This window comes from Massilia alkalitolerans DSM 17462, from assembly GCF_000427785.1.
GTDB classification, from domain to species: Bacteria; Pseudomonadota; Gammaproteobacteria; order Burkholderiales; family Burkholderiaceae_D; genus Telluria; species Telluria alkalitolerans.
The window spans coordinates 158,271-177,005 of sequence record NZ_ATYR01000005.1 but is presented as its reverse complement, the minus strand read 5'-3'; the positions used below and the strand labels follow the sequence as shown (position 1 = coordinate 177,005).

The 18,735-nt window shown below is 64.6% G+C and carries 16 protein-coding genes and 1 other RNA gene; 11 read left to right on the top strand and 6 right to left on the bottom strand.

Annotated features, from left to right (window positions below; all coding sequences use genetic code 11):
* The first annotated feature begins 102 nt into the window (after positions 1-102).
* From tssF to YWC_RS0107680, 3 genes are all read left to right on the top strand, one after another.
* Entirely contained in the window at positions 103-1,938 is a 1,836-nt protein-coding gene (tssF, locus tag YWC_RS0107690) for a type VI secretion system baseplate subunit TssF (protein ID WP_027864843.1), read from the top strand.
* 7 nt (positions 1,939-1,945) lie between these two features.
* Positions 1,946-2,932 (top strand): type VI secretion system baseplate subunit TssG, encoded by a 987-nt coding sequence (gene tssG / locus YWC_RS0107685; protein WP_027864842.1) that lies wholly within the window; start codon positions 1,946-1,948, stop codon positions 2,930-2,932.
* A 79-nt stretch (positions 2,933-3,011) separates the two neighbouring features.
* Positions 3,012-3,635 carry a type 1 glutamine amidotransferase domain-containing protein gene (locus tag YWC_RS0107680; RefSeq protein ID WP_211238954.1) on the top strand — a complete coding sequence of 208 codons (624 nt, stop codon included), beginning with the start codon at positions 3,012-3,014 and terminating at the stop codon, positions 3,633-3,635.
* 75 nt (positions 3,636-3,710) lie between these two features.
* On the opposite strand, the gene YWC_RS31505 is transcribed toward YWC_RS0107680, so the two are convergent.
* Both YWC_RS31505 and ssrA read right to left on the bottom strand, forming a co-directional pair.
* The gene (locus YWC_RS31505; protein ID WP_051306310.1) at positions 3,711-4,664 is read right to left on the bottom strand and encodes a 3'-5' exonuclease; all 954 of its coding nucleotides are present in this window, start codon (positions 4,662-4,664) and stop codon (positions 3,711-3,713) included.
* A gap of 249 nt (positions 4,665-4,913) precedes the next feature.
* Positions 4,914-5,272: a transfer-messenger RNA gene (ssrA, locus tag YWC_RS31975) on the bottom strand.
* A gap of 257 nt (positions 5,273-5,529) precedes the next feature.
* On the opposite strand from ssrA, the gene YWC_RS0107670 reads away from it, so the two are divergent.
* Positions 5,530-6,297 carry a class I SAM-dependent methyltransferase gene (locus YWC_RS0107670; RefSeq protein ID WP_229413041.1) on the top strand — a complete coding sequence of 256 codons (768 nt, stop codon included), beginning with the start codon at positions 5,530-5,532 and terminating at the stop codon, positions 6,295-6,297.
* Between the two features lie 30 nt (positions 6,298-6,327).
* On the opposite strand, the gene YWC_RS0107665 is transcribed toward YWC_RS0107670, so the two are convergent.
* The 4 genes from YWC_RS0107665 to ompA all read right to left on the bottom strand — a co-directional run bounded on the left by YWC_RS0107665 (position 6,328) and on the right by ompA (position 9,476).
* Positions 6,328-7,029, bottom strand: a complete 702-nt coding sequence (locus tag YWC_RS0107665) for a hypothetical protein (protein WP_027864839.1) — start codon at positions 7,027-7,029, stop codon at positions 6,328-6,330.
* A gap of 158 nt (positions 7,030-7,187) precedes the next feature.
* Positions 7,188-7,895: an HAD family hydrolase gene (locus tag YWC_RS0107660; protein WP_027864838.1), complete on the bottom strand. Its 708-nt coding sequence runs from the start codon at positions 7,893-7,895 to the stop codon at positions 7,188-7,190.
* Positions 7,896-7,914: 19 nt separating this feature from the next.
* Positions 7,915-8,616: a bifunctional 2-polyprenyl-6-hydroxyphenol methylase/3-demethylubiquinol 3-O-methyltransferase UbiG gene (ubiG, locus tag YWC_RS0107655; RefSeq protein WP_027864837.1), complete on the bottom strand. Its 702-nt coding sequence runs from the start codon at positions 8,614-8,616 to the stop codon at positions 7,915-7,917.
* A 146-nt stretch (positions 8,617-8,762) separates the two neighbouring features.
* Entirely contained in the window at positions 8,763-9,476 is a 714-nt protein-coding gene (gene ompA / locus YWC_RS0107650) for an outer membrane protein OmpA (RefSeq protein ID WP_027864836.1), read from the bottom strand.
* A gap of 350 nt (positions 9,477-9,826) precedes the next feature.
* Here ompA and gyrA point away from each other — a divergent pair, with 350 nt between their 5' ends.
* The 7 genes from gyrA (at position 9,827) to aroA (ending at position 18,694) form a co-directional block, all read left to right on the top strand.
* Positions 9,827-12,442 (top strand): DNA gyrase subunit A, encoded by a 2,616-nt coding sequence (gene gyrA, locus YWC_RS0107645; protein ID WP_027864835.1) that lies wholly within the window; start codon positions 9,827-9,829, stop codon positions 12,440-12,442.
* A 76-nt stretch (positions 12,443-12,518) separates the two neighbouring features.
* Positions 12,519-13,067, top strand: a complete 549-nt coding sequence (locus YWC_RS0107640) for a DUF2059 domain-containing protein (protein ID WP_027864834.1) — start codon at positions 12,519-12,521, stop codon at positions 13,065-13,067.
* A gap of 21 nt (positions 13,068-13,088) precedes the next feature.
* Positions 13,089-14,186: a 3-phosphoserine/phosphohydroxythreonine transaminase gene (serC, locus tag YWC_RS0107635; protein WP_027864833.1), complete on the top strand. Its 1,098-nt coding sequence runs from the start codon at positions 13,089-13,091 to the stop codon at positions 14,184-14,186.
* Between the two features lie 76 nt (positions 14,187-14,262).
* The gene (pheA, locus tag YWC_RS0107630; protein ID WP_027864832.1) at positions 14,263-15,333 is read left to right on the top strand and encodes a prephenate dehydratase; all 1,071 of its coding nucleotides are present in this window, start codon (positions 14,263-14,265) and stop codon (positions 15,331-15,333) included.
* A 24-nt stretch (positions 15,334-15,357) separates the two neighbouring features.
* Positions 15,358-16,461: a histidinol-phosphate transaminase gene (hisC, locus tag YWC_RS0107625; protein ID WP_027864831.1), complete on the top strand. Its 1,104-nt coding sequence runs from the start codon at positions 15,358-15,360 to the stop codon at positions 16,459-16,461.
* Positions 16,461-17,366 carry a prephenate dehydrogenase gene (locus tag YWC_RS0107620; RefSeq protein WP_027864830.1) on the top strand — a complete coding sequence of 302 codons (906 nt, stop codon included), beginning with the start codon at positions 16,461-16,463 and terminating at the stop codon, positions 17,364-17,366. The genes hisC and YWC_RS0107620 overlap by 1 nt, the downstream gene beginning before the upstream one ends.
* Entirely contained in the window at positions 17,363-18,694 is a 1,332-nt protein-coding gene (gene aroA / locus YWC_RS0107615) for a 3-phosphoshikimate 1-carboxyvinyltransferase (RefSeq protein ID WP_027864829.1), read from the top strand. Before YWC_RS0107620 ends, aroA begins: the two co-directional genes overlap by 4 nt.
* Positions 18,695-18,735: the final 41 nt, after the last annotated feature.

The window sequence follows — 18,735 nt, the reverse complement described above, 5'->3', positions numbered from 1 at the left end:
ATAAGGCCGCCTCTTTGCGTTGTGTTGCTTATCCGTTCTTGAGCCGTCGCAAGGTCTCGCGCGCAAAACTGCACGACCTTTAACGCTTGAGAGGAGAGGGCCATGGAAGAACTGTTGCCATACTACGAGCGTGAACTGGTCTACCTGAACACGGTCGGGCGCGAGCTGGCGCACCAGTATCCGCGGCTGGCGAGCGAACTGGGCCTTGGCGCCGAAGGCCTCGAAGACCCGCACATCCGCCGCCTGATCCAGGCCTGCGCCCTGCTCAATGCGCGCACCGCCCGCAAGCTCGACGACGACTATCCGGAGTTTACCGAAGCCCTGCTGGGCAGCCTTTATCCCTATTTCCTGCAGGGTATTCCCTCCTGCTCGATCGCGCGCATCGGCAGCGGCGCCGGGCCGCAGGTTCCAGGCAAGGTCGAGCAGGTGCAGGCGGTGCCGCGCGGGACCGAGATGAGTGCGCTGCACGCCAAGGGCACGGTCTGCCGCTTCCGCACCGCCAGTTCCCTGATGCTGGCGCCGGTCGGCGTGGCGCAGGCGCGCTACGAGCCCGTGGTGCATGCGCCGGCCCATGTGCGGCTGCCGGCGCGCGCCACCGGGCAGGTGGCGGTCACGATCGAGAGCGCCGCGCCGGCGCGCCTGCTGCGCCAGCTCGGCCTGCCGCGCCTGCGTCTCTACGTCGATGCCGACCCGCTGCTGGCGGCAAGCCTGATCGACACCCTGTTCATGCACGTCGGCGCCAGCTACCTGGAGATCGGCGACGGCGGACCATGGCGCCCGCTCGAGCGCATGCCGCTGGCGCTGGGCGGCTTCGGCGACGACGATGCGCTGGTGCCGCTGCGTCCCAGCGAGCACGCCGCCTACCGGCTGCTGAGCGAATACTTCGCCTTCGCCGACAAATTCCATTTCATCGACATCGACCTGGGCAAGCTGGCGCCGATGCTACCGGCGGCCGCGCACCGTTTCACCCTGCACCTGATCGTCAATGGCCTGCACGGCGACAGCGGCGCCGCGCGCCTGCTCGGGACGCTGGAGGCGGCCCACCTGGTGCCCGGCTGCGTGCCGGTGGTGAACCTGTTCCACCAGGCCGCCATGCCGGTACGGATCACGCACCGCACGGCCATGTACGACGTGGTGCCGGGACGCCATGAAGAAGACGTGGAGGTCTACAGCATCGACACCGTCAACGTGCTGCGCACGGCGGAGGGCCGGGTGCAGTCGATCGCCTACCGCCCCTACTACGGGCTGCGCCATGGCGAAGGCGGCGAGCTGCGCGAGCGCTACTGGTTCGCCCGCCGCGACGACCGCGGTACGCACCGGCAGCGCATGAAGATCGGCTTCACCGATGCCGGCTTCACCCTGGCGGCCGACGAGCAGTGCGTGGCCTCGATCGACCTGACCTGCACCAACGGCGCGCACGCCGCCGGCACTGGCTTTGGGGCCCCGGACGGCGACCTGACCAGCGAAACCGCCACAAACGGCCTGCCGATCCACCTGCTGCGCCGCCCGACGCTGCCGCACCGCTTTCCCTCCTCGGGCGGCGCGCACTGGCGCCTGGTGGCCCAGCTCGCGCTCAACCACCGCTCGCTCGGCGACCTCGACGCCTTCCGCGAGGTGCTGACCCTGTACGACGTGTCACGCTCGGCGGCGACCCAGCGCCAGATCGCCGGCATCACGGCCATGGAGACCTTGCCGTCCGCGGCCTGGATGCGCAACAAGAGTGGCGCCACCCTGGTCCACGGGCTGGAAGTGCGCATGACGGTGGACGAAGAGGCCTTCGCCGGCAGCAGCCTGTATGTGTTCGCGGAAGTGGTGAACCGGTTCTTCGGCCTGTACGTGCACATCAACAGTTTCACGCGGCTGGTGCTGCGCTCGGCGCAGACCGACAGAGAGCTCCTGCGATGCGAACCACGCAACGGCAACCTGACGCTGGTGTGATCGCGCTGTGATCACTGAGCTGCTGGCCGAACCCTGGCGCTACGAATTCTTCCAGGCCATCCGCCTGCTGTCGCGCTGGCTGCGCCGCTACGGCGTCGCACCGGAGACCGCGATCCGCTTCGAGAACAGCCTGTCGCTGGCCTTCCCGGCGAGCGACATCGATGCGCTGCAGCTCGAGCAGGGACAGGGCCCGGGCGGCGCGAACGCGATGCGCCTGCGGGTGCGCACGGCGGTGATCGGCCTGCTCGGCCTGAACGGCGCGCTGCCGCTGCACTACACCGAGCGCATCGCCGCCTGGGAGCACGCCACGCGCGACGAAGGGCCGCGCGCCTTCTACGATGCATTCTCCAGCCGCCAGGTGGCGCTGTTCTACCGCGCATGGCGCAAGTACCGGGTGCGCGGCGGCGCGGACGAACACAACCGCGATCGCTTCCTGGCCCAGCTCGTGGCGCTGGCCGGCGCCGGCTGGCAGGCACCGGGGCAGGACCAGCCCGGGGGCGGCCTGGCTTTTGAGAACCTGGCCTGCTTCGCCGCCCAGCTGCGCAGCCGGGCGGTGCCGGCGCAGCTGATCGCGGGCGTGCTGTCCGAATACCTGCAGGTGCCGGTCACGGTCGAGCAGTTCGCGGGCAAGTGGGATCCGCTCGGCACGGGCGACCGCAGCCGGCTGGGCGAAAACAACTGCGACGTCGGCCTCGGTGCGACCCTCGGCGAGCGCCTGCTGCGCCCGGAACTCGGCATCCGCATCAAGGTGGGGCCGGTGTCGTCCCGGATGTTCGAACGTTTCCTGCCGGGCGCGAGCGGGGCACGGGCGCTGGCCGCACTGCTCGACCGTTTCGCGATCGAGGTGCCCTACCGCGAGCTGCAGGTCATCCTGCGCGGCGAAGAGGTCGACGGCGCCGGCCTGGACGGCACGGTCCGGCTCGGGCTGGACGGTTTCCTGTGCACGCGGCCGGATCGGCGCGACCGCGACGACGTCTGTTATCTGCTGCCTTAGGTCCATCATTCGCGCGACGCCTGCGATGTCGGCGTCCTACAATCGACCCGACTAGCGAACCAACCAGACAGGAGGGCATATGGAAAATATTGTGAATGCGGGCGATCACCTGGACCTGGTGAGCGAGAAGGACCTGGTCGGCCGGCGCGTGGCGGTCCTGATGACCGATGGCGTCGAACAGGTCGAATACACGGGGCCGCGTACGTACCTGGAGGGGAAGGGCGTACGCGTGACCCTCGTTTCGCCCAAGGGCGCGGGCGAGGAAGTGCAGGGCATGAACCACGACCAGCCGGGCGACAAGTTCAAGGTGGAACTGAGCCTGGCGCAGGCCAAGGAAGCGGACTTCGATGCGCTGCTGCTGCCGGGCGGGGAAGAAAATCCGAAGAAGCTGCGCCAGATCCCGGAGGCGATTGCCTTCATCAAGGCTTTCGACGACGCGGACAAGCCGATCGCGGCGATCTGCCATGGACCGTGGCCGCTGATCGACGCCGGCATTGCGGAGTCGAAGCACCTGACCAGTTATCCGGCGATCCAGGATGACCTGAAGGCCGCCGGGGCGGAGTGGACGGATGACGAGGTGGTGGTGGACGGCAAGCTGATCACCAGCCGCAAGCCGGATGATATTCCGGCGTTCAATGAGGCGCTGATGAAGGAGTTGATGGTGATTCAGCAGGCGGGGATGGATCCGGGGCCGACGTCATAACGAAGACAAGCTACCGACTGACAAAAGGGGGCAGGCATGTCCTCTTTTGCATTCTCTTTACCGGTATTGCGGTGCTCAATCATCATCTTGAGGTATATCCAGCCACATCACATAGTTACCCTCTGCCGTATCATTCGTGATCCTGCCGCCTCGAATCTTGGCCGAGCACTCGAAGTGCGTGAACTCAGCCAAGTCGCCTGCAACCAAAGCGCGTCGGAAATCAATCGCAAGCCGAGGCGCCAAATTGCCGATCACTTCTTCCTGCAACAGTACGCGCACGGCATTCGAACCCTTCTCGACACGTAGTTGCACCTGAATGTCGAGGACTGCGCCTTTCACAGTCCGCGGCCCACACACGGACTCGAACACTTCCTGGTAACGCCTTGTCCCTAGAACCTCAATCCTGAACTGGCGAGGACCCGTGATAGTCGGGATGATCGTGGGTGCGCCTGCTTCAATGGTCCTGGCTGCGCGCTTGGGTGCTTCAGGTCTGCTATCGGTTTGGAAAGAGCGGAAGTAGACTTCCAGAGCCAATAGCGTATCGTCTAATGCCCGGTGCGCGGTGCCGACCTTGAGGTCTAGATGTTTGGCCATGTGCGCAAGTTTATGGGTTGGAAGCTCTGGCCACCCGATTCGTGCTCGCTCGAGTGCGCAATGAGCCGGATTCCGAACCGGCTTCCGTCCATGACGCTCTACCGCAGCGTGTAGGAAGCGCGCGTCAAAATTGATGTTGAACGAAACAACAGGGTGGTCGCCAATAAAGTCGATAAATTCATCCAGCACCTCGCCCATGGGCCGGCCATGGGTCTGCAGCATATCGTCGCTGATCCCGGTTAGCTTCGTGATGAATTTTGGCAGGGGACGGTCAAGGGCGACGAGATGCTGGATGTGCGGATGCGACTCCGCGCCCGGCACGTACTTGATCGCGGCAACTTCGATGATGGAGTCCTTCTTTGGGCAAAGGCCTGTGGTTTCGAAATCGAAGAAGACGAGCGGGTTACCGGACGTCGGATAGTGTAGGTCGCGCATCTGGGCTCTCAGCGGTGATTCGGCATCTCATGCGAGTCGTTTTACTTACGAATAATACGCGGCTGTTGGCACAGAATTCTCTCTAACGATCACAGTGGTCTAAGAACCGATCCTGAGAAGCTTTCTAGTTCGCTAACTGGTGAAATAGAGGGAAGTAGTAGCAGCCATAAAAAAGTATGGGTGTTCGACGCACAATGGATGTAGAAATAAAAAAAGCCGCTGACGAATCAGCGGCTTTTTGGAAGAGGTTGGTGGAGGCGGCGGGAATCGAACCCGCGTCCGCAAGCACTCTACAGACAGTTCTACATACTTAGCACTATCAATTAATTTAACCTGGACAACGGGGATGTGCACCCTTTGGACAAGCGAGTCACCTATTATTTAACAGTCGACCAAGTGACCCGGCCTACTGCGAGCCCCTGTAAATGAGTCCACGAACCTTGCGGCACACCCCAGGGGCGAGGTGTTGTGGACCTAGCAGCAATTAAGCTGCGAGTGCGTACGAGTTATCGTTTGCAGTTATTGATTTCTGGATGTATTTACGAGGTAGCCAGTCCTCGGTATGCCCTGCGCTGCTTTGCAACCCACGTCGAAACCAGGTCGCCCCCAACGAAAGAACCTTCATTGTACTCCAATTCGTCACTACGTGCAGTTTGATAGCTTAGACCTCGCTTAACGTCAAGCAGGGCAAAAAATATCTGCATACCATAACGAAAGTGCAATAACATCGCCTGTTATGCCGTCTGCTGCTTCACGTTTCGACAAGGAAATGGAAATGGTCTGTATCGTCTGTGGCAACACCCAAGCGGCTGGCCTCGCGCCGTGGCATGCCACCTGCCCGGTATGCCTCTATGAGAGCGCGGCCTTGTCCGTCGCCATCAACAAGCCTACCGACGTCCAGATCAACGAAGCCGAGCGTGAAGCGGCGCTCAAGGCCATCCGGGTCGAGAACTTCCGTGCGATTGTCCAGTACGCCAAGCGGCATGTCCGGCAGGGCAGATGCAGCCTGCTCGATGTGGGCAGTGCCCACGGCTGGTTCCTGGAGGCGGCGCGCGAGCATTTCGAGGTGCTCGGCGTCGAGCCCGATGCGGCGGTCGGTGCGCGCGCCGCCGCCCGCGGCCTGCCGGTGCGTGCCGGTTTCTTTCCGGACGTGTTGAAGGATACCGAGCGCTTCGACGCCATTGTGTTCAACGACGTCATCGAACATATCCCGGACATCCGCAGCGCGCTCGGCGCCTGCGGGCGACACCTGAACGATGAAGGCATCCTGATCCTCAACCTGCCCAGCAGCCGCGGCTTCTTCTACCGCTTCTCGAAACTGGTTGCCCGCCTGGGATGGCGCATGCCCTTCGAGCGGCTATGGCAGAAGGACATGCCGTCGCCGCACGTGCACTACTTTAGCGCAGGCAATCTGGAGAAACTGGTGGCGGGCCAGGGCTTCGAGCTGGTCGACTGCGCCGAGCTGCCGGCGCTACGCGCCAAGGGCCTGCGCGAGCGCCTGAGCTATGCCGGCAAGGTGCACCCCCTATCGCTCTGGCTGCAGTACATCGCCGTCATGGGCGCGATTCCCGTGCTGCGCGCCTTCCCGAGCGACATCATCGTCTGCATCTTCCGAAAAAAAGCCGCAGGCTGAATGCCTGCGGCTTTTCAAGAGGAAGACTGCTTAGCGGTTGCGGTTGGCGACTTCGTTACCGATCATACCGCCGCCGATGATACCGGCCACGGTGGCCAGCTTCTTGCCGTTGCCGCCGCCGATCTGGTTGCCGATCAGGCCGCCGATCACGGCGCCGGTGCCGATGCCGACGTAGTTCGGCTGGGCCGGGGCAGGGGCGGGCGCCTGCTGCGGGTAGTAGCGCGGCTCGCTCGGCTTGGCGTGGACCACACGGGTTTTCTCGACCACCTTTACCACCGGCTTTTCACGAATCACTTCCTTGACGATCACGCGTTCTGGTGCCGGGGCCGGCTGGGCGACCGGCTGTGCGTAAGCGATCGGCTGGGCCGCGACTGGCATCGCCATCTGCGGGGCCGGGCCGGCTGCCAGCTGGGTTGCCAGCTGCGGCGTCACCGGAGTGGCCGACAGCGGCGCAGCGACCTGGCCCTGGACCGCGGCGGCCGGCACCATCACGACCTGGCCTTGGGCGGTAGTCACCGGAACCATGCCCGGCTGCTGCAACGGCGCCTGTGCGCCGTAGGGCGCAGCGGCTGCCAGCTGGTTTGCCGGGACGTCGGGTGCGCTGTTCGAATTCGGCAGCAGGCCGGTGATCGCGGCGGCGCCGGTCAGGCTGACAATCACGACCGACACGGCGGCAGCGGCCATCAGGGGATGAATGCGCGAGGTGATGACGTTCTGGCGGGTGGTTTCCATGTTCTGCTCCGTAAAAGACGTTGTTGTCGTATGGGAGTAGATTACCGGTGAGCCCGGCACAGAACTAGACAGAAGCCTGTATCAATCGTAAAGACTTGTAAGCGGCCGGCGCTCCGGTGGCCGGCACTCCGGCGAGCCGGAGGGCTCGCTCTGGGAGATCACGCCGCCGACGTGGCCGCGCGTGCGGTTTCCACCACGGTGCGCAGGGTCTGCAGCAGGTCGGTCGGGGTGTCGAGCAGGTAGTCGGCGCCCCAGGTAGAAGGTTCGATGGCGCCGCAATAGCCCCAGTTGCAGGCCACCGTCACCATGCCGGCGGCGCGGCCGGCTTCGACGTCGCGCTTGTCGTCGCCGACGTACCAGCAGTGCTCCGGATCCACGCCGAGGCGGCGGGCGCCTTCGAGCAGCGGGGCAGGGTGGGGCTTCGGGAAGCCCGTGGTGTCGCCCGACACCACGCAGCCGGCGTGCGACAGGCCGATCTGCGGAAGCAGTGGATCGGTGAAGCGTGCCGGCTTGTTGGTGACGATGCCCCAGGCCATGCCGGCCCCCTCGATCCCGACCAGCAGTTCGGTCACGCCACCGAACAGCGAGCTGTGCACGGCCATGGTTTCCTGGTAGCGGTCGAACCATTGCAGGCGCAGTTCCTCGTAACCCTCGTCGCCCGGCGCCAGGCCGAAGGCGGCGCCGATCATCCCGCGCGCGCCGGCGGACGCGGTGGGACGCAGCACCGCATACGGGGTCGGCGGCAGGCCGCGTTCTGTGCGCAGCCAGTTGACGGCGGCCGCGAGGTCGGGCGCGGTGTCGGCGAGCGTGCCATCGAGGTCGAACAGGATGGCACGCGGTGCCGGCAGGACGGTCGGGAGACTCATGTAAAAATCAGGGCGAGGTTCAGAGCGGCTTGCTGCACGCCACCATGTAATTCACATCGGTGTCGTTGTTGAGCGAGTAGATCTTGGTGAGCGGATTGTAGGTCAGGCCTTTCAGGCCGTCGACCTGCAGGCCCGCCAGCCGTGCGAACTGCGACAGTTCGGCCGGCGTGATGAACTTGGCGTAGTCGTGGGTGCCGCGTGGCAGCATGCGCAGGATGTATTCCGCGCCGATGACGGCGAACAGGTAGGACTTCGGGTTGCGGTTGAGCGTCGAGAAGAACACGTGGCCGCCCGGTTTCACCAGAGTGCTGGCTGCCTGCACGATCGAGGCCGGGTCCGGCACGTGCTCGAGCATTTCCATGCAGGTGACGACGTCGAACTGGCCCGCTTCCTCAGCCGCCATTTCTTCTGCGGAGATGTGCTTGTAGCGCACTTCCACGCCCGATTCCAAGCTGTGCAGGTCGGCGACCTTCAGGGCCTTTTTCGACAGGTCGATGCCGGTCACCTTGGCGCCCTTGCGCGCCATGGCTTCGGACAGCACGCCGCCGCCGCAGCCGATGTCGATCACCTTCTTGCCCAGCAGCGGGGCGCGGGCATTGATCCACTCGAGACGCAGCGGATTGATTTCGTGCAGCGGACGGAATTCGGACGTAGGGTCCCACCAGCGGTGGGCCAGTTCGCTGAATTTCTGGATTTCTAAGGGGTCTGCGTTCGTGTTCATACTCGGGATAATACTGGAAATGGTGAAGCTCACGGGGTGCCGCACGGAAAATATGTACGGGCGGTTTTCACGCCGCTGCCACGTGTTTGCCAAAAACGAAAAAAAACCCCGCCTGGGCGGGGTCTTCCTGAAGCAATCGCCAGGGATTACTTGTTGACGGTACGGGTACCGACGACTTCGATTTCCACGCGGCGGTTCTTGGCGCGGCCGCTCGACGTCTTGTTGTCGGCTTCAGGCTGGCTCTCGCCCTTGCCTTCGGTGTAGATGCGATTCTCTTCCACGCCCTTGCCCTTCAGGTAGGCCTTGACGGCTTCGGCGCGGCGGATCGACAGCTTCTGGTTGTAGGCATCGGTGCCGATCGAGTCGGTGTGGCCGACGGCGATGATGACTTCCAGGTTCATGTCGCCCAGCTTCGAGACCAGCTCGTCGAGCGATGCCTTGCCGGCCGGCTTCAGGACGGCCTTGTCGAAGTCGAAGAAGGCGTCAGCCGAGTAGGACACTTTTTCCGAGGTCGGGACCGGAACCGGCGCCGGCGTCGGTGCCGGGGCAGGTGCCTCGACCACTGGCGGCGGCGGTGGCGGCGGAGCGACGCACTTGCCGTTTTCCAGCTTCTCTGGCGGCACGCACAGCGGCGCGTCGCAGCCCGGGACCGCGTCTGCCGGGGTCCAGTAACCGGTGCGCCAGCACAGGCCGAAAGGATTGCGGGCGATCACGCCGCGGCTGTCCTGCACATAGGCGCTGTACGGGGTACGCGCCTGGATGTCCGTGGTCAGCGGTGCATACGGCGCATCGCTTTGGGCGTAAACATTGCCCGCGATCGCAGCCGAAGCAGCGAGCATGAGGGTTGCCAGTTTATTCATGTTCTTTTTCCTTTCGGGGATAAATGCCTTGCGAAACTCAGCGGGGCGTTATGGTCAAGATACTAACACGTCCGGGGAAGGGGCCAGTTTCGCATTATGAAACAATCAATTAATTTCCTGTCCATTTTGCCACATGCACCAAAAACGCACGACTGCACCTAAATCAAACTTGATGCATATTTTTACCAACGTTGTTTAAGCGCAACATTTGGTCAAGCGTGCTGGGCTGGCCTCGACAATCGTTGAACTGTCATGGCGGGAAAACGGAATTGTGCTGACGCTAACCCTCGCATGGTAGAATCATCCGTTGCAGTCAATAACCATTAGCCTGAAAGCAGTCGACCCGCCCAATGGATCAATTCGCAAAAGAAACAGTTCCCATTTCCCTAGAAGAAGAAATGCGCAAGAGCTACCTCGATTACGCGATGAGCGTGATCGTGGGCCGTGCTCTGCCGGACGTGCGCGACGGCCTCAAGCCGGTGCACCGCCGCGTGCTGTACTCCATGCACGAGAGTAATTACGCGCACAACCGTCCGTACGTGAAATGCGCGCGCGTGGTCGGCGACACCATGGGTAAGTACCACCCGCACGGCGACGCGTCGATCTATGACACGCTGGTGCGCATGGCGCAGGACTTCTCGCTGCGCTACACCCTGGTCGACGGCCAGGGCAACTTCGGCTCGATCGACGGCGACTCCGCCGCGGCAATGCGTTACACCGAGTGCCGCCTCGACAAGATCGCCAGCGAACTGCTGGCCGACATCGACAAGGACACCGTCGACTACCAGCCGAACTACGACGGCAAGGAAAAAGAGCCGACCGTCCTGCCGACCAAGATCCCGAACCTGCTCATCAACGGTTCCTCGGGCATCGCGGTGGGCATGGCCACCAACATCCCGCCGCACAACCTGTCGGAAGTCATCAACGGCGCCCAGCACCTGCTGAAGAACCCGGATTGCAGCATCGACGAGCTGATCGAGCTGATCCCGGCGCCGGACTTCCCGACCGCCGGCATCATCTACGGCGTCTCGGGCGTGCGCGACGGCTATCGCACCGGTCGCGGCCGCGTGGTGATGCGCGCCAAGACCCACTTCGAGGAATACGGCAAGGACGGCGGCCGCGTCGCGATCATCATCGACGAGCTGCCCTACCAGGTAAATAAAAAGTCGCTGCTCGAGCGCATCGCCGAGAACGTGCGCGACAAGAAGCTGGAAGGCATCAGCGACATCCGCGACGAGTCCGACAAGTCGGGCATGCGCGTGGTCATCGAGCTGAAACGCGGCGAAGTGCCGGAAGTGGTGCTGAACAACCTGTACAAGCAGACCCAGTTGCAGGACACCTTCGGCATGAACATGGTGGCGCTGGTCAACGGCCAGCCGAAGCTGCTGAACCTCAAGCAGATGCTCGAGTGCTTCCTGTCGCACCGCCGCGAAGTAGTCACCCGCCGCACCGTGTTCGAACTGCGCAAGGCGCGCGAGCGCGGCCACATGCTGGAAGGCCTGGCGGTGGCGCTGGCGAACATCGACGACTTCATCGCCATCATCAAGGCCGCGCCGACGCCGCCGATCGCGAAGGTCGAGCTGATGGGCAAGGCCTGGGATTCGTCCCTGGTGCGCGAAATGCTGGGCCGCACCGAGCTGGGCGCGTCCGGCGGCATCGAGGCTTTCCGTCCGGAACACCTGCCGAAGCACTACGGCATGCAGCAGGACGGCCTGTACAAGCTGTCCGACGAGCAGGCCCAGGAAATCCTGCAGATGCGCCTGCAGCGCCTGACCGGCCTGGAGCAGGACAAGATCATCAACGAGTACAAGGAAGTGATGGACCACATCGCCGACCTGCTCGACATCCTGGCCAAGCCGGAACGCGTCACCACCATCATCAGCGACGAGATGGTGCAGATCAAGAGCGACTACGCCGACAACGGCAAGGACACCCGCCGCTCGGTCATCGAACACAATGCCAGTGACCTGGAAACCGAAGACCTGATCACCCCGCAGGACATGGTGGTCACGCTGTCGCACACCGGCTACATGAAGTCGCAGCCGATCGGCGAATACCGCGCCCAGAAACGTGGCGGCCGCGGCAAGCAGGCGATGGCGACCAAGGACGAGGACTGGATCGACCAGCTGTTCATCGCCAACACCCACGACTACATGCTGTGCTTCTCGAACCGCGGCCGCATGTACTGGCTGAAGGTGTGGGAAGTGCCGCAGGGCTCGCGCAACTCGCGCGGCAAGCCGATCGTCAACATGTTCCCGCTGCAGGACGGCGAGAAGATCACCGTGATCCTGCCGCTGTCGGGCGAGAACCGGACCTTCCCGGAAGACCACTACGTGTTCATGGCGACCTCGCTGGGCACCGTCAAGAAGACCCCGCTGAAGGACTTCAGCAACCCGCGCAAGGCCGGCATCATCGCGGTCGACCTCGACGACGGTGACGTGCTGGTGGGCGCGGCGCTCACCGACGGCCAGCACGACGTGATGCTGTTCTCGGACGGCGGCAAGGCGGTGCGCTTCGACGAGAACGACGTGCGTCCGATGGGCCGTACCGCGCGCGGCGTGCGCGGCATGAACCTGGAAGAGGGCCAGAACGTGATCGCCCTGCTGGTGGCCGAGAACGAGCAGCAGTCGGTGCTCACGGCCACCGAGAACGGCTACGGCAAGCGTACCCCGATCACGGAGTACACCCGCCATGGCCGCGGCACCAAGGGCATGATCGCGATCCAGCAGTCCGAGCGTAACGGCAAGGTGGTAGCGGCGACCCTGGTCGACGCCAACGACGAGATCATGCTGATCACGACCGGCGGGGTCCTGATCCGCACCCGCGTGGCCGAGATCCGCGAGATGGGCCGCGCCACCCAGGGCGTGACCCTGATCGCGGTCGAGGACGGCACCAAGCTGTCCGGCCTGCAGCGCGTCGTCGAAACCGACCTCGAAGAGGTCGAGCTCGAACAGGCGCCGGAATAAGCCGAAGGGCCGCGTTGACGCGGCCCTTTTTTTCGCGCCGGGCTGGCCGGCGCAGCAACCCGAGACACCTACAACAATGAAAAAATTCGTCCTTGCCCTGTCCGCTGCCGCCACGTTCGCGGCCTTTCCCTCGTTCGCGCTGGCTGCGCCAGGCGTCGATCCGCAGGCGACCACCGCCGTCAAGGCCATGTTCAATGCCATGGAGATGCGCAAGAACATGAACGCCATGTACGCGCAGATGCAGCAGGCCATGCCGGCCATGATGCGCCAGCAGCTGGGCGGCATGATCCAGGCCGACCCCAAGCTCGACGCGCAGCAGAAGCAGGAAGCCATGGCCAAGGTCGAACAGTCGCTTCCGCACATGACCCAGTCGCTGGCGAAGATCTTCAACGATCCGGCCCTGGTCGACGCGATGATCGACGAAATGGTGCCGCTGTACGCCAACAACTACACGGTCGCCGAGATCAAGCAACTGACCGCGTTCTACCAGAGCCCGGTGGGCCGCAAGATGATGACGCTCACGCCGAAGCTGGCGACCGAGGGCATGGCGGCCGCGCAGCGCGTGATGATGCCGCGCGTCGCCAAGCTGATGCAGGACATGGCCCAGGACGTACAGAAACCGTAAGCGCATAGAAAGGACCGCCGGATGGAGCAACACACGCAGGTATTCAATTTTTCGGCCGGCCCGGCCGTCCTCCCGAAGGAAGTGCTGCAGCAGGCAGCGAGCGAGATGCTCGACTGGCACGGCAGCGGCATGTCGGTGATGGAGATGAGCCACCGCGGTCCGGAATTCATCTCCATCTACCAGCAGGCGGAAAGCGACCTGCGCGAGCTGCTGGCGGTGCCGGCCAACTACAAGATCCTGTTCATGCAGGGCGGGGGGCTGGCCCAGAACGCCATCATCCCGCTCAACATGGTCGGCTGCTGCCCGCAGCCGGCGACGATCGATTTCGTCCATACCGGCTCCTGGTCGGGCAAGTCGATCAAGGAAGCCAAGCGCTACGCTCACGTCAACATCGCCGCCTCGAGCGAGGCGGACGGCTTCACCGGCGTGCCGCCGCAGGACACCTGGAACCTCACCTCGCACGCGGCCTACCTGCACATCTGCACCAACGAGACCATCGACGGCGTCGAGTACAACTTCGTGCCCGAATCGTTGCCAAAGGTGCCGATCGTGGCCGACATGTCCTCGCACATCCTGTCGCGCCAGATCGACGTGTCGAAGTACGGCGTGATCTTCGCCGGCGCCCAGAAAAACATCGGCCCGGCCGGGCTGACCCTGGTGATCGTGCGCGACGACCTGCTGGACGACGCGCTGCCGATCTGCCCCTCGGCCTTCCACTGGCGCACTGTGGCCGAGCACGACTCCATGTTCAACACGCCGCCGACCTACGCGATCTACATCGCGGGCCTGGTGTTCGCCCACCTCAAGCAGCAGGGTGGCGTCGCGGCGATGGAACAGCGTAATATCGAGAAAGCGCGCCTGTTGTACGAGGCGCTGGACGCCGACGACTTCTACCAGAACCGCGTCGCGCCCGAATACCGCTCGCGCATGAACGTACCGTTCTACCTGCGCGACGAATCCCTGAACGACAAATTCCTGGCCGGCGCGAAGGCGCGCGGGCTGCTGCAACTGAAGGGCCACAAGTCCGTCGGCGGCATGCGGGCATCGATCTACAACGCGATGCCGCTCGAGGGTGTGCAGGCCCTCGTCGATTATTTGAACGAATTCGCGGGGCGGTAACACGCGACCGCCGTGCGGCAATCCACGGACGCATGCGCCCGTGGATTGCCATGCGGATTGAAATAACGAGCTTACGATGAATGACAAACTCCTCCCCCTGCGCGAGCAGATCGACGCGATCGACGCGCAAATCCTGGAACTCCTGAGCCGGCGCGGCAAGATCGCCCAGGAAGTCGGCCACGTGAAGGCCGAAACCAACGCCCCGGTGTTCCGTCCCGAACGCGAAGCCCAGGTGCTGCGCGGCGTGGCCGAGCGCAATCCCGGCCCGCTGAAGGACCGCGACGTCCAGACCATCTTCCGCGAGATCATGTCGTCCTGCCGCGCGCTCGAAAAGCGCGTGACGGTAGCCTACCTCGGCCCCGCGGGCACCTTCAGCGAGCAGGCCGTGTACCAGCAGTTCGGCAGCGCCATCGAGACGCTGCCCTGCGTGTCGATCGACGAGGTATTCCGCGCCACCGAGGCCGGCACCGCCGACTTCGGCGTGGTGCCGGTCGAGAACTCGTCCGAGGGCGCGATCAACCGCACCCTCGACCTGATGCTGGCCACCACCACCGTCATCAGCGGCGAGATCTCGATCCCGGTCCACCACAGCCTGATGACCAGGACCGGCAGCATGGAGGGCGTCACCGTCGTGTGCGCCCATTCGCAGGCCCTGGCCCAGTGCCAGGTCTGGCTCAACCTGCACCATCCCGGCGTCGAGCGCCGCGCCGTGGCATCCAACGCGGAAGCGGCGATCCTGGCCAGCCAGGACCCGACCGTGGCGGCGATTGCCAGCGAGATGGCGGGCGAACAGTACCAGCTCGGCGTGGTGCAGGCCCACATCCAGGACGACCCGCACAACCGCACCCGCTTCGCCGTGATCGGCAGCCTGGAAACCGGCCCGTCCGGCCGCGACCATACCGCCATCGTGCTGGCCGTGCCGAACAAGGCGGGCGCCGTCTACAACCTGCTGGCCCCGCTCGCCAAGCATGGCGTGTCGATGACGCGTTTTGAATCGCGCCCGGCGCGCATCGGCACCTGGGAGTACTACTTCTATGTCGACATCGAAGGCCACGTGCGCGACGCCGCCGTCGCCCGCGCCCTCGACGAGCTGAAGGACAACGCCGCGTTCTTCAAAGTGCTCGGCTCTTACCCGCAGAGTCTTTAATTTCCATTTTTATTCGAGAATCCCATGTCGCAATTCGGTCCAGATTACGTCCGCGCCATCGCCCCTTACCAGGCCGGCAAACCCATCGCTGAAGTCGCCCGCGAGTTCGGCCTCGATGAAGCCAAGATCGTCAAGCTCGCCTCCAATGAGAACCCCTTCGGTATCCCGGAATCGAGCCGCGCCGCGATGGCGCAGGCTGCCGCCGACCTCGGCCGCTACCCGGACGCCAACGGCTTCGAACTGAAGGCTGCCTTGTCCGCACGCTACGATGTCCCGGCCGACTGGATCACCCTGGGCAACGGCAGCAACGACATCCTGGAGATCGCCGCGCACGCCTTCGTGCAGAAGGGCGAATCGGTCGTATATGCGCAGTACTCGTTCGCCGTGTACGCGCTGGCCACGCAAGGCGTGGGCGGGCGCGCCATCGTGGTCGCGGCCAAGGACTACGGTCACGACCTCGACGCGATGGCGGCCGCCATCGAGCCTGATACCCGCCTGGTCTTTGTGGCCAACCCGAACAACCCGACCGGCACCTTCATCCCGGCAGCCGAGATCGAAGCCTTCCTGCAGAAAGTGCCGGGTAATGTGGTCGTGGTGCTGGACGAGGCCTACAACGAATACCTGGCGCCGGAGCACCAGTTCGAATCGAGCCAGTGGGTGCGCAAGTACCCGAACCTGATCGTCTCGCGCACCTTCTCCAAGGCCTACGGCCTGGCCGGCCTGCGCGTCGGCTTCGCCATCGCCCAGCCGGCAGTCACCGACCTGATGAACCGCATCCGCCAGCCCTTCAACGTCAATTCGCTGGCGCAGGCCGCTGCGATCGCCGCGCTGAACGACAAGGAATTCCTGGAGAAGGGGGCGCGCAATAACGCGGAAGGTTACAAGCAGTTGACCGCCGCTTTCGATGAACTCGGCCTGCAGTACGTCCCCTCGTTCGGCAACTTCGTGCTGGTAAAGGTCGGCGGCGACGACCAGGCCGGCGCCCGCGTCAACCTGGCGCTGCTCAAGCAGGGCGTGATCGTGCGCCCGGTCGGCAACTACGGCCTGCCCCAGTGGCTGCGCATCTCGATCGGCCTGCCGGAAGAGAATGCCGCCTTCATTGCAGCGCTCAGGAAGGTTCTCGGCTGATGATCGACCGGCTCGTCGTCGTCGGCGTCGGCCTGATCGGCGGTTCCTTCGCGCTGGCGCTCAAGCAGGCTGGCGTGGTACGCAGCGTGGCGGGCCTCGGCCGTGAGCCGGCCGCGATGGCGCGCGCGCTCGCGCTGGGCATCGTCGACGAGGTCTCTGAAACCCCGCAGCAGGCGATGCGCGGCGCCGACCTGGTGCTGCTGGCCGCGCCGGTCGGGCAGACCGGGGCGATCCTCGCTTCGCTGCTGCCGTATCTGGAGCCGCACACCGTCGTCACCGATGCCGGCAGCACCAAATGCGACGTGGTCGCCAGCGCGCGTGCGGCGCTGGGCGAGCGCATCAGGCAGTTCGTGCCCGGCCACCCGATTGCCGGCAGCGAGTCCAACGGTCCGGATGCGGCCCGCGCGGAGCTCTACCGCGGCAAGAAGACCGTGCTCACGCCGCTGCCGGAAAACGCTCCAGGCGACGTCGAGCGCGTGGCCAGCGCCTGGCGCCACTGCGGTGCGCTCATCCATACCCTGAGCCCCCAGGACCATGACCGCGTGTTCGCCGCCGTCAGCCACCTGCCGCACCTGCTGGCCTATGCGCTGGTGGACGACATCGCCGCCAAGCCGCACGCCAGCCTGCTGTTCCAATACGCCGCCAGTGGCTTTCGCGACTTCACCCGGATCGCCGGCTCCTCGCCCGAGATGTGGCGCGACATCAGCCTGGCCAACCGCGAGGCCTTGCTCACCGAGCTCGATGCATATCTGGCACAATTGACTTCATTGCGGGCGACGCTCGCCGCCGCCGACGGACGCGGCCTCGAGACCGTTTTCGCCAACGCGCAGCGCGCGCGGCGCGAATGGATCGAGGCGATCGAGGCCGGCTCGCCGCCGCCCCCGCAAAACCAGGACATAGAATGACGCAGTCTAAACACTACCCGCAGCACATTGACCTCGAACCCGTGATCCACGTGGCTGGAAGCGTGCGCCTGCCGGGTTCCAAGAGCATCTCGAACCGCACGCTGCTGCTGGCAGCGCTGTCCGAGGGCACCACCACCATCCACGACCCGCTGGCCTCGGACGACACCATGGTGATGCTGGGCGCGCTGCGCTCGCTGGGCATCCAGTGGGACGAAGTCGACGAGCGCACCGTGGTCGTGCACGGCCAGGCCGGCGTGCTGCCGGTCCACGAGGCCGACCTCTTCATGGGCAATGCCGGCACCGCGATCCGTCCGTTGACGGCCGCGCTGGCCGTGATCGGCGGCGACTACACCCTGCACGGCGTCTCGCGCATGCACGAGCGCCCGATCGGCGACCTGGTCGATGCGCTGAACGAGGTCGGCGCCCAGATCGAGTACACGGGCGAGCAGGGCTTCCCGCCGCTGCGCATCCGCCGCGGCCATATTCACGCCAACCGCATGGCGGTGCGCGGCAACGTGTCGAGCCAGTTCCTGACCGCGCTCCTGATGGCCGCGCCCCTGATGGCGACCACCCATGCGGTGTCGATCGACGTGATCGGCGAGCTGATCTCCAAGCCCTATATCGAGATCACCCTGAACCTGATGCGCCGCTTCGGCGTGACGGTCGAGCAGAATGGCTGGGCCTCGTTTACCGTACATCCGGGCCAGCGCTACCAGTCGCCCGGCAGCATCCACGTCGAGGGCGATGCCTCCTCGGCCTCCTACTTCCTGGCGGCCGGCGCCATCGCCGGCGGCCCGGTGCGGGTCGAAGGCGTGGGCGAGAACAGCATCCAGGGCGACGTGCGCTTCGCCGACGCGCTCGAGCGCATGGGCGCCATCATTACGCGTGGCGAGAACTGGATCGAAGCCCGCTCGAACGGCGTGTTGAAAGCGATCGACGCCGACTTCAACCACATCCCGGATGCCGCCATGACCATCGCCGTGGCCGCGCTGTACGCGGACGGCCCGAGCACCCTGCGCAACATCGCCAGCTGGCGCGTGAAGGAAACCGACCGCCTGGCCGCGATGGCGACGGAATTGCGCAAGGTCGGCGCCGAGGTGGAGGAGGGGCCGGACTACATCCGCATCACCCCGCCGGAGCAGCTCAAGCCCGCCACCATCGACACCTACGACGACCACCGGATGGCGATGTGCTTCTCGCTGGCCTCGCTCGACGGCAAGGCGCGGCGCGGCAACGCGATGCGCATCAACGACCCGAAATGCGTCGCCAAGACCTTCCCGGAATACTTCGAGGCCTTCGCCGGCATTGCGAAGAACGAACTGTTTTGAACACGGTCGCGCGGGGGACCCAGTAGAATAGCCAACTGGAC

What these genes read in the sequence shown, in the direction of transcription:
- tssF (WP_027864843.1), top strand. Translation starts at nt 103, where the DNA reads ATGGAAGAACTGTTGCCATACTACGAGCGTGAACTGGTCTACCTGAAC.
- YWC_RS0107680 (WP_211238954.1), top strand. Translation starts at nt 3,012, where the DNA reads ATGGAAAATATTGTGAATGCGGGCGATCACCTGGACCTGGTGAGCGAG.
- YWC_RS31505 (WP_051306310.1), bottom strand. Translation starts at nt 4,664, where the DNA reads ATGCGCGACCTACACTATCCGACGTCCGGTAACCCGCTCGTCTTCTTC.
- YWC_RS0107665 (WP_027864839.1), bottom strand. Translation starts at nt 7,029, where the DNA reads ATGGAAACCACCCGCCAGAACGTCATCACCTCGCGCATTCATCCCCTG.
- YWC_RS0107660 (WP_027864838.1), bottom strand. Translation starts at nt 7,895, where the DNA reads ATGAGTCTCCCGACCGTCCTGCCGGCACCGCGTGCCATCCTGTTCGAC.
- ubiG (WP_027864837.1), bottom strand. Translation starts at nt 8,616, where the DNA reads ATGAACACGAACGCAGACCCCTTAGAAATCCAGAAATTCAGCGAACTG.
- ompA (WP_027864836.1), bottom strand. Translation starts at nt 9,476, where the DNA reads ATGAATAAACTGGCAACCCTCATGCTCGCTGCTTCGGCTGCGATCGCG.
- gyrA (WP_027864835.1), top strand. Translation starts at nt 9,827, where the DNA reads ATGGATCAATTCGCAAAAGAAACAGTTCCCATTTCCCTAGAAGAAGAA.
- YWC_RS0107640 (WP_027864834.1), top strand. Translation starts at nt 12,519, where the DNA reads ATGAAAAAATTCGTCCTTGCCCTGTCCGCTGCCGCCACGTTCGCGGCC.
- serC (WP_027864833.1), top strand. Translation starts at nt 13,089, where the DNA reads ATGGAGCAACACACGCAGGTATTCAATTTTTCGGCCGGCCCGGCCGTC.
- pheA (WP_027864832.1), top strand. Translation starts at nt 14,263, where the DNA reads ATGAATGACAAACTCCTCCCCCTGCGCGAGCAGATCGACGCGATCGAC.
- hisC (WP_027864831.1), top strand. Translation starts at nt 15,358, where the DNA reads ATGTCGCAATTCGGTCCAGATTACGTCCGCGCCATCGCCCCTTACCAG.
- YWC_RS0107620 (WP_027864830.1), top strand. Translation starts at nt 16,461, where the DNA reads ATGATCGACCGGCTCGTCGTCGTCGGCGTCGGCCTGATCGGCGGTTCC.
- aroA (WP_027864829.1), top strand. Translation starts at nt 17,363, where the DNA reads ATGACGCAGTCTAAACACTACCCGCAGCACATTGACCTCGAACCCGTG.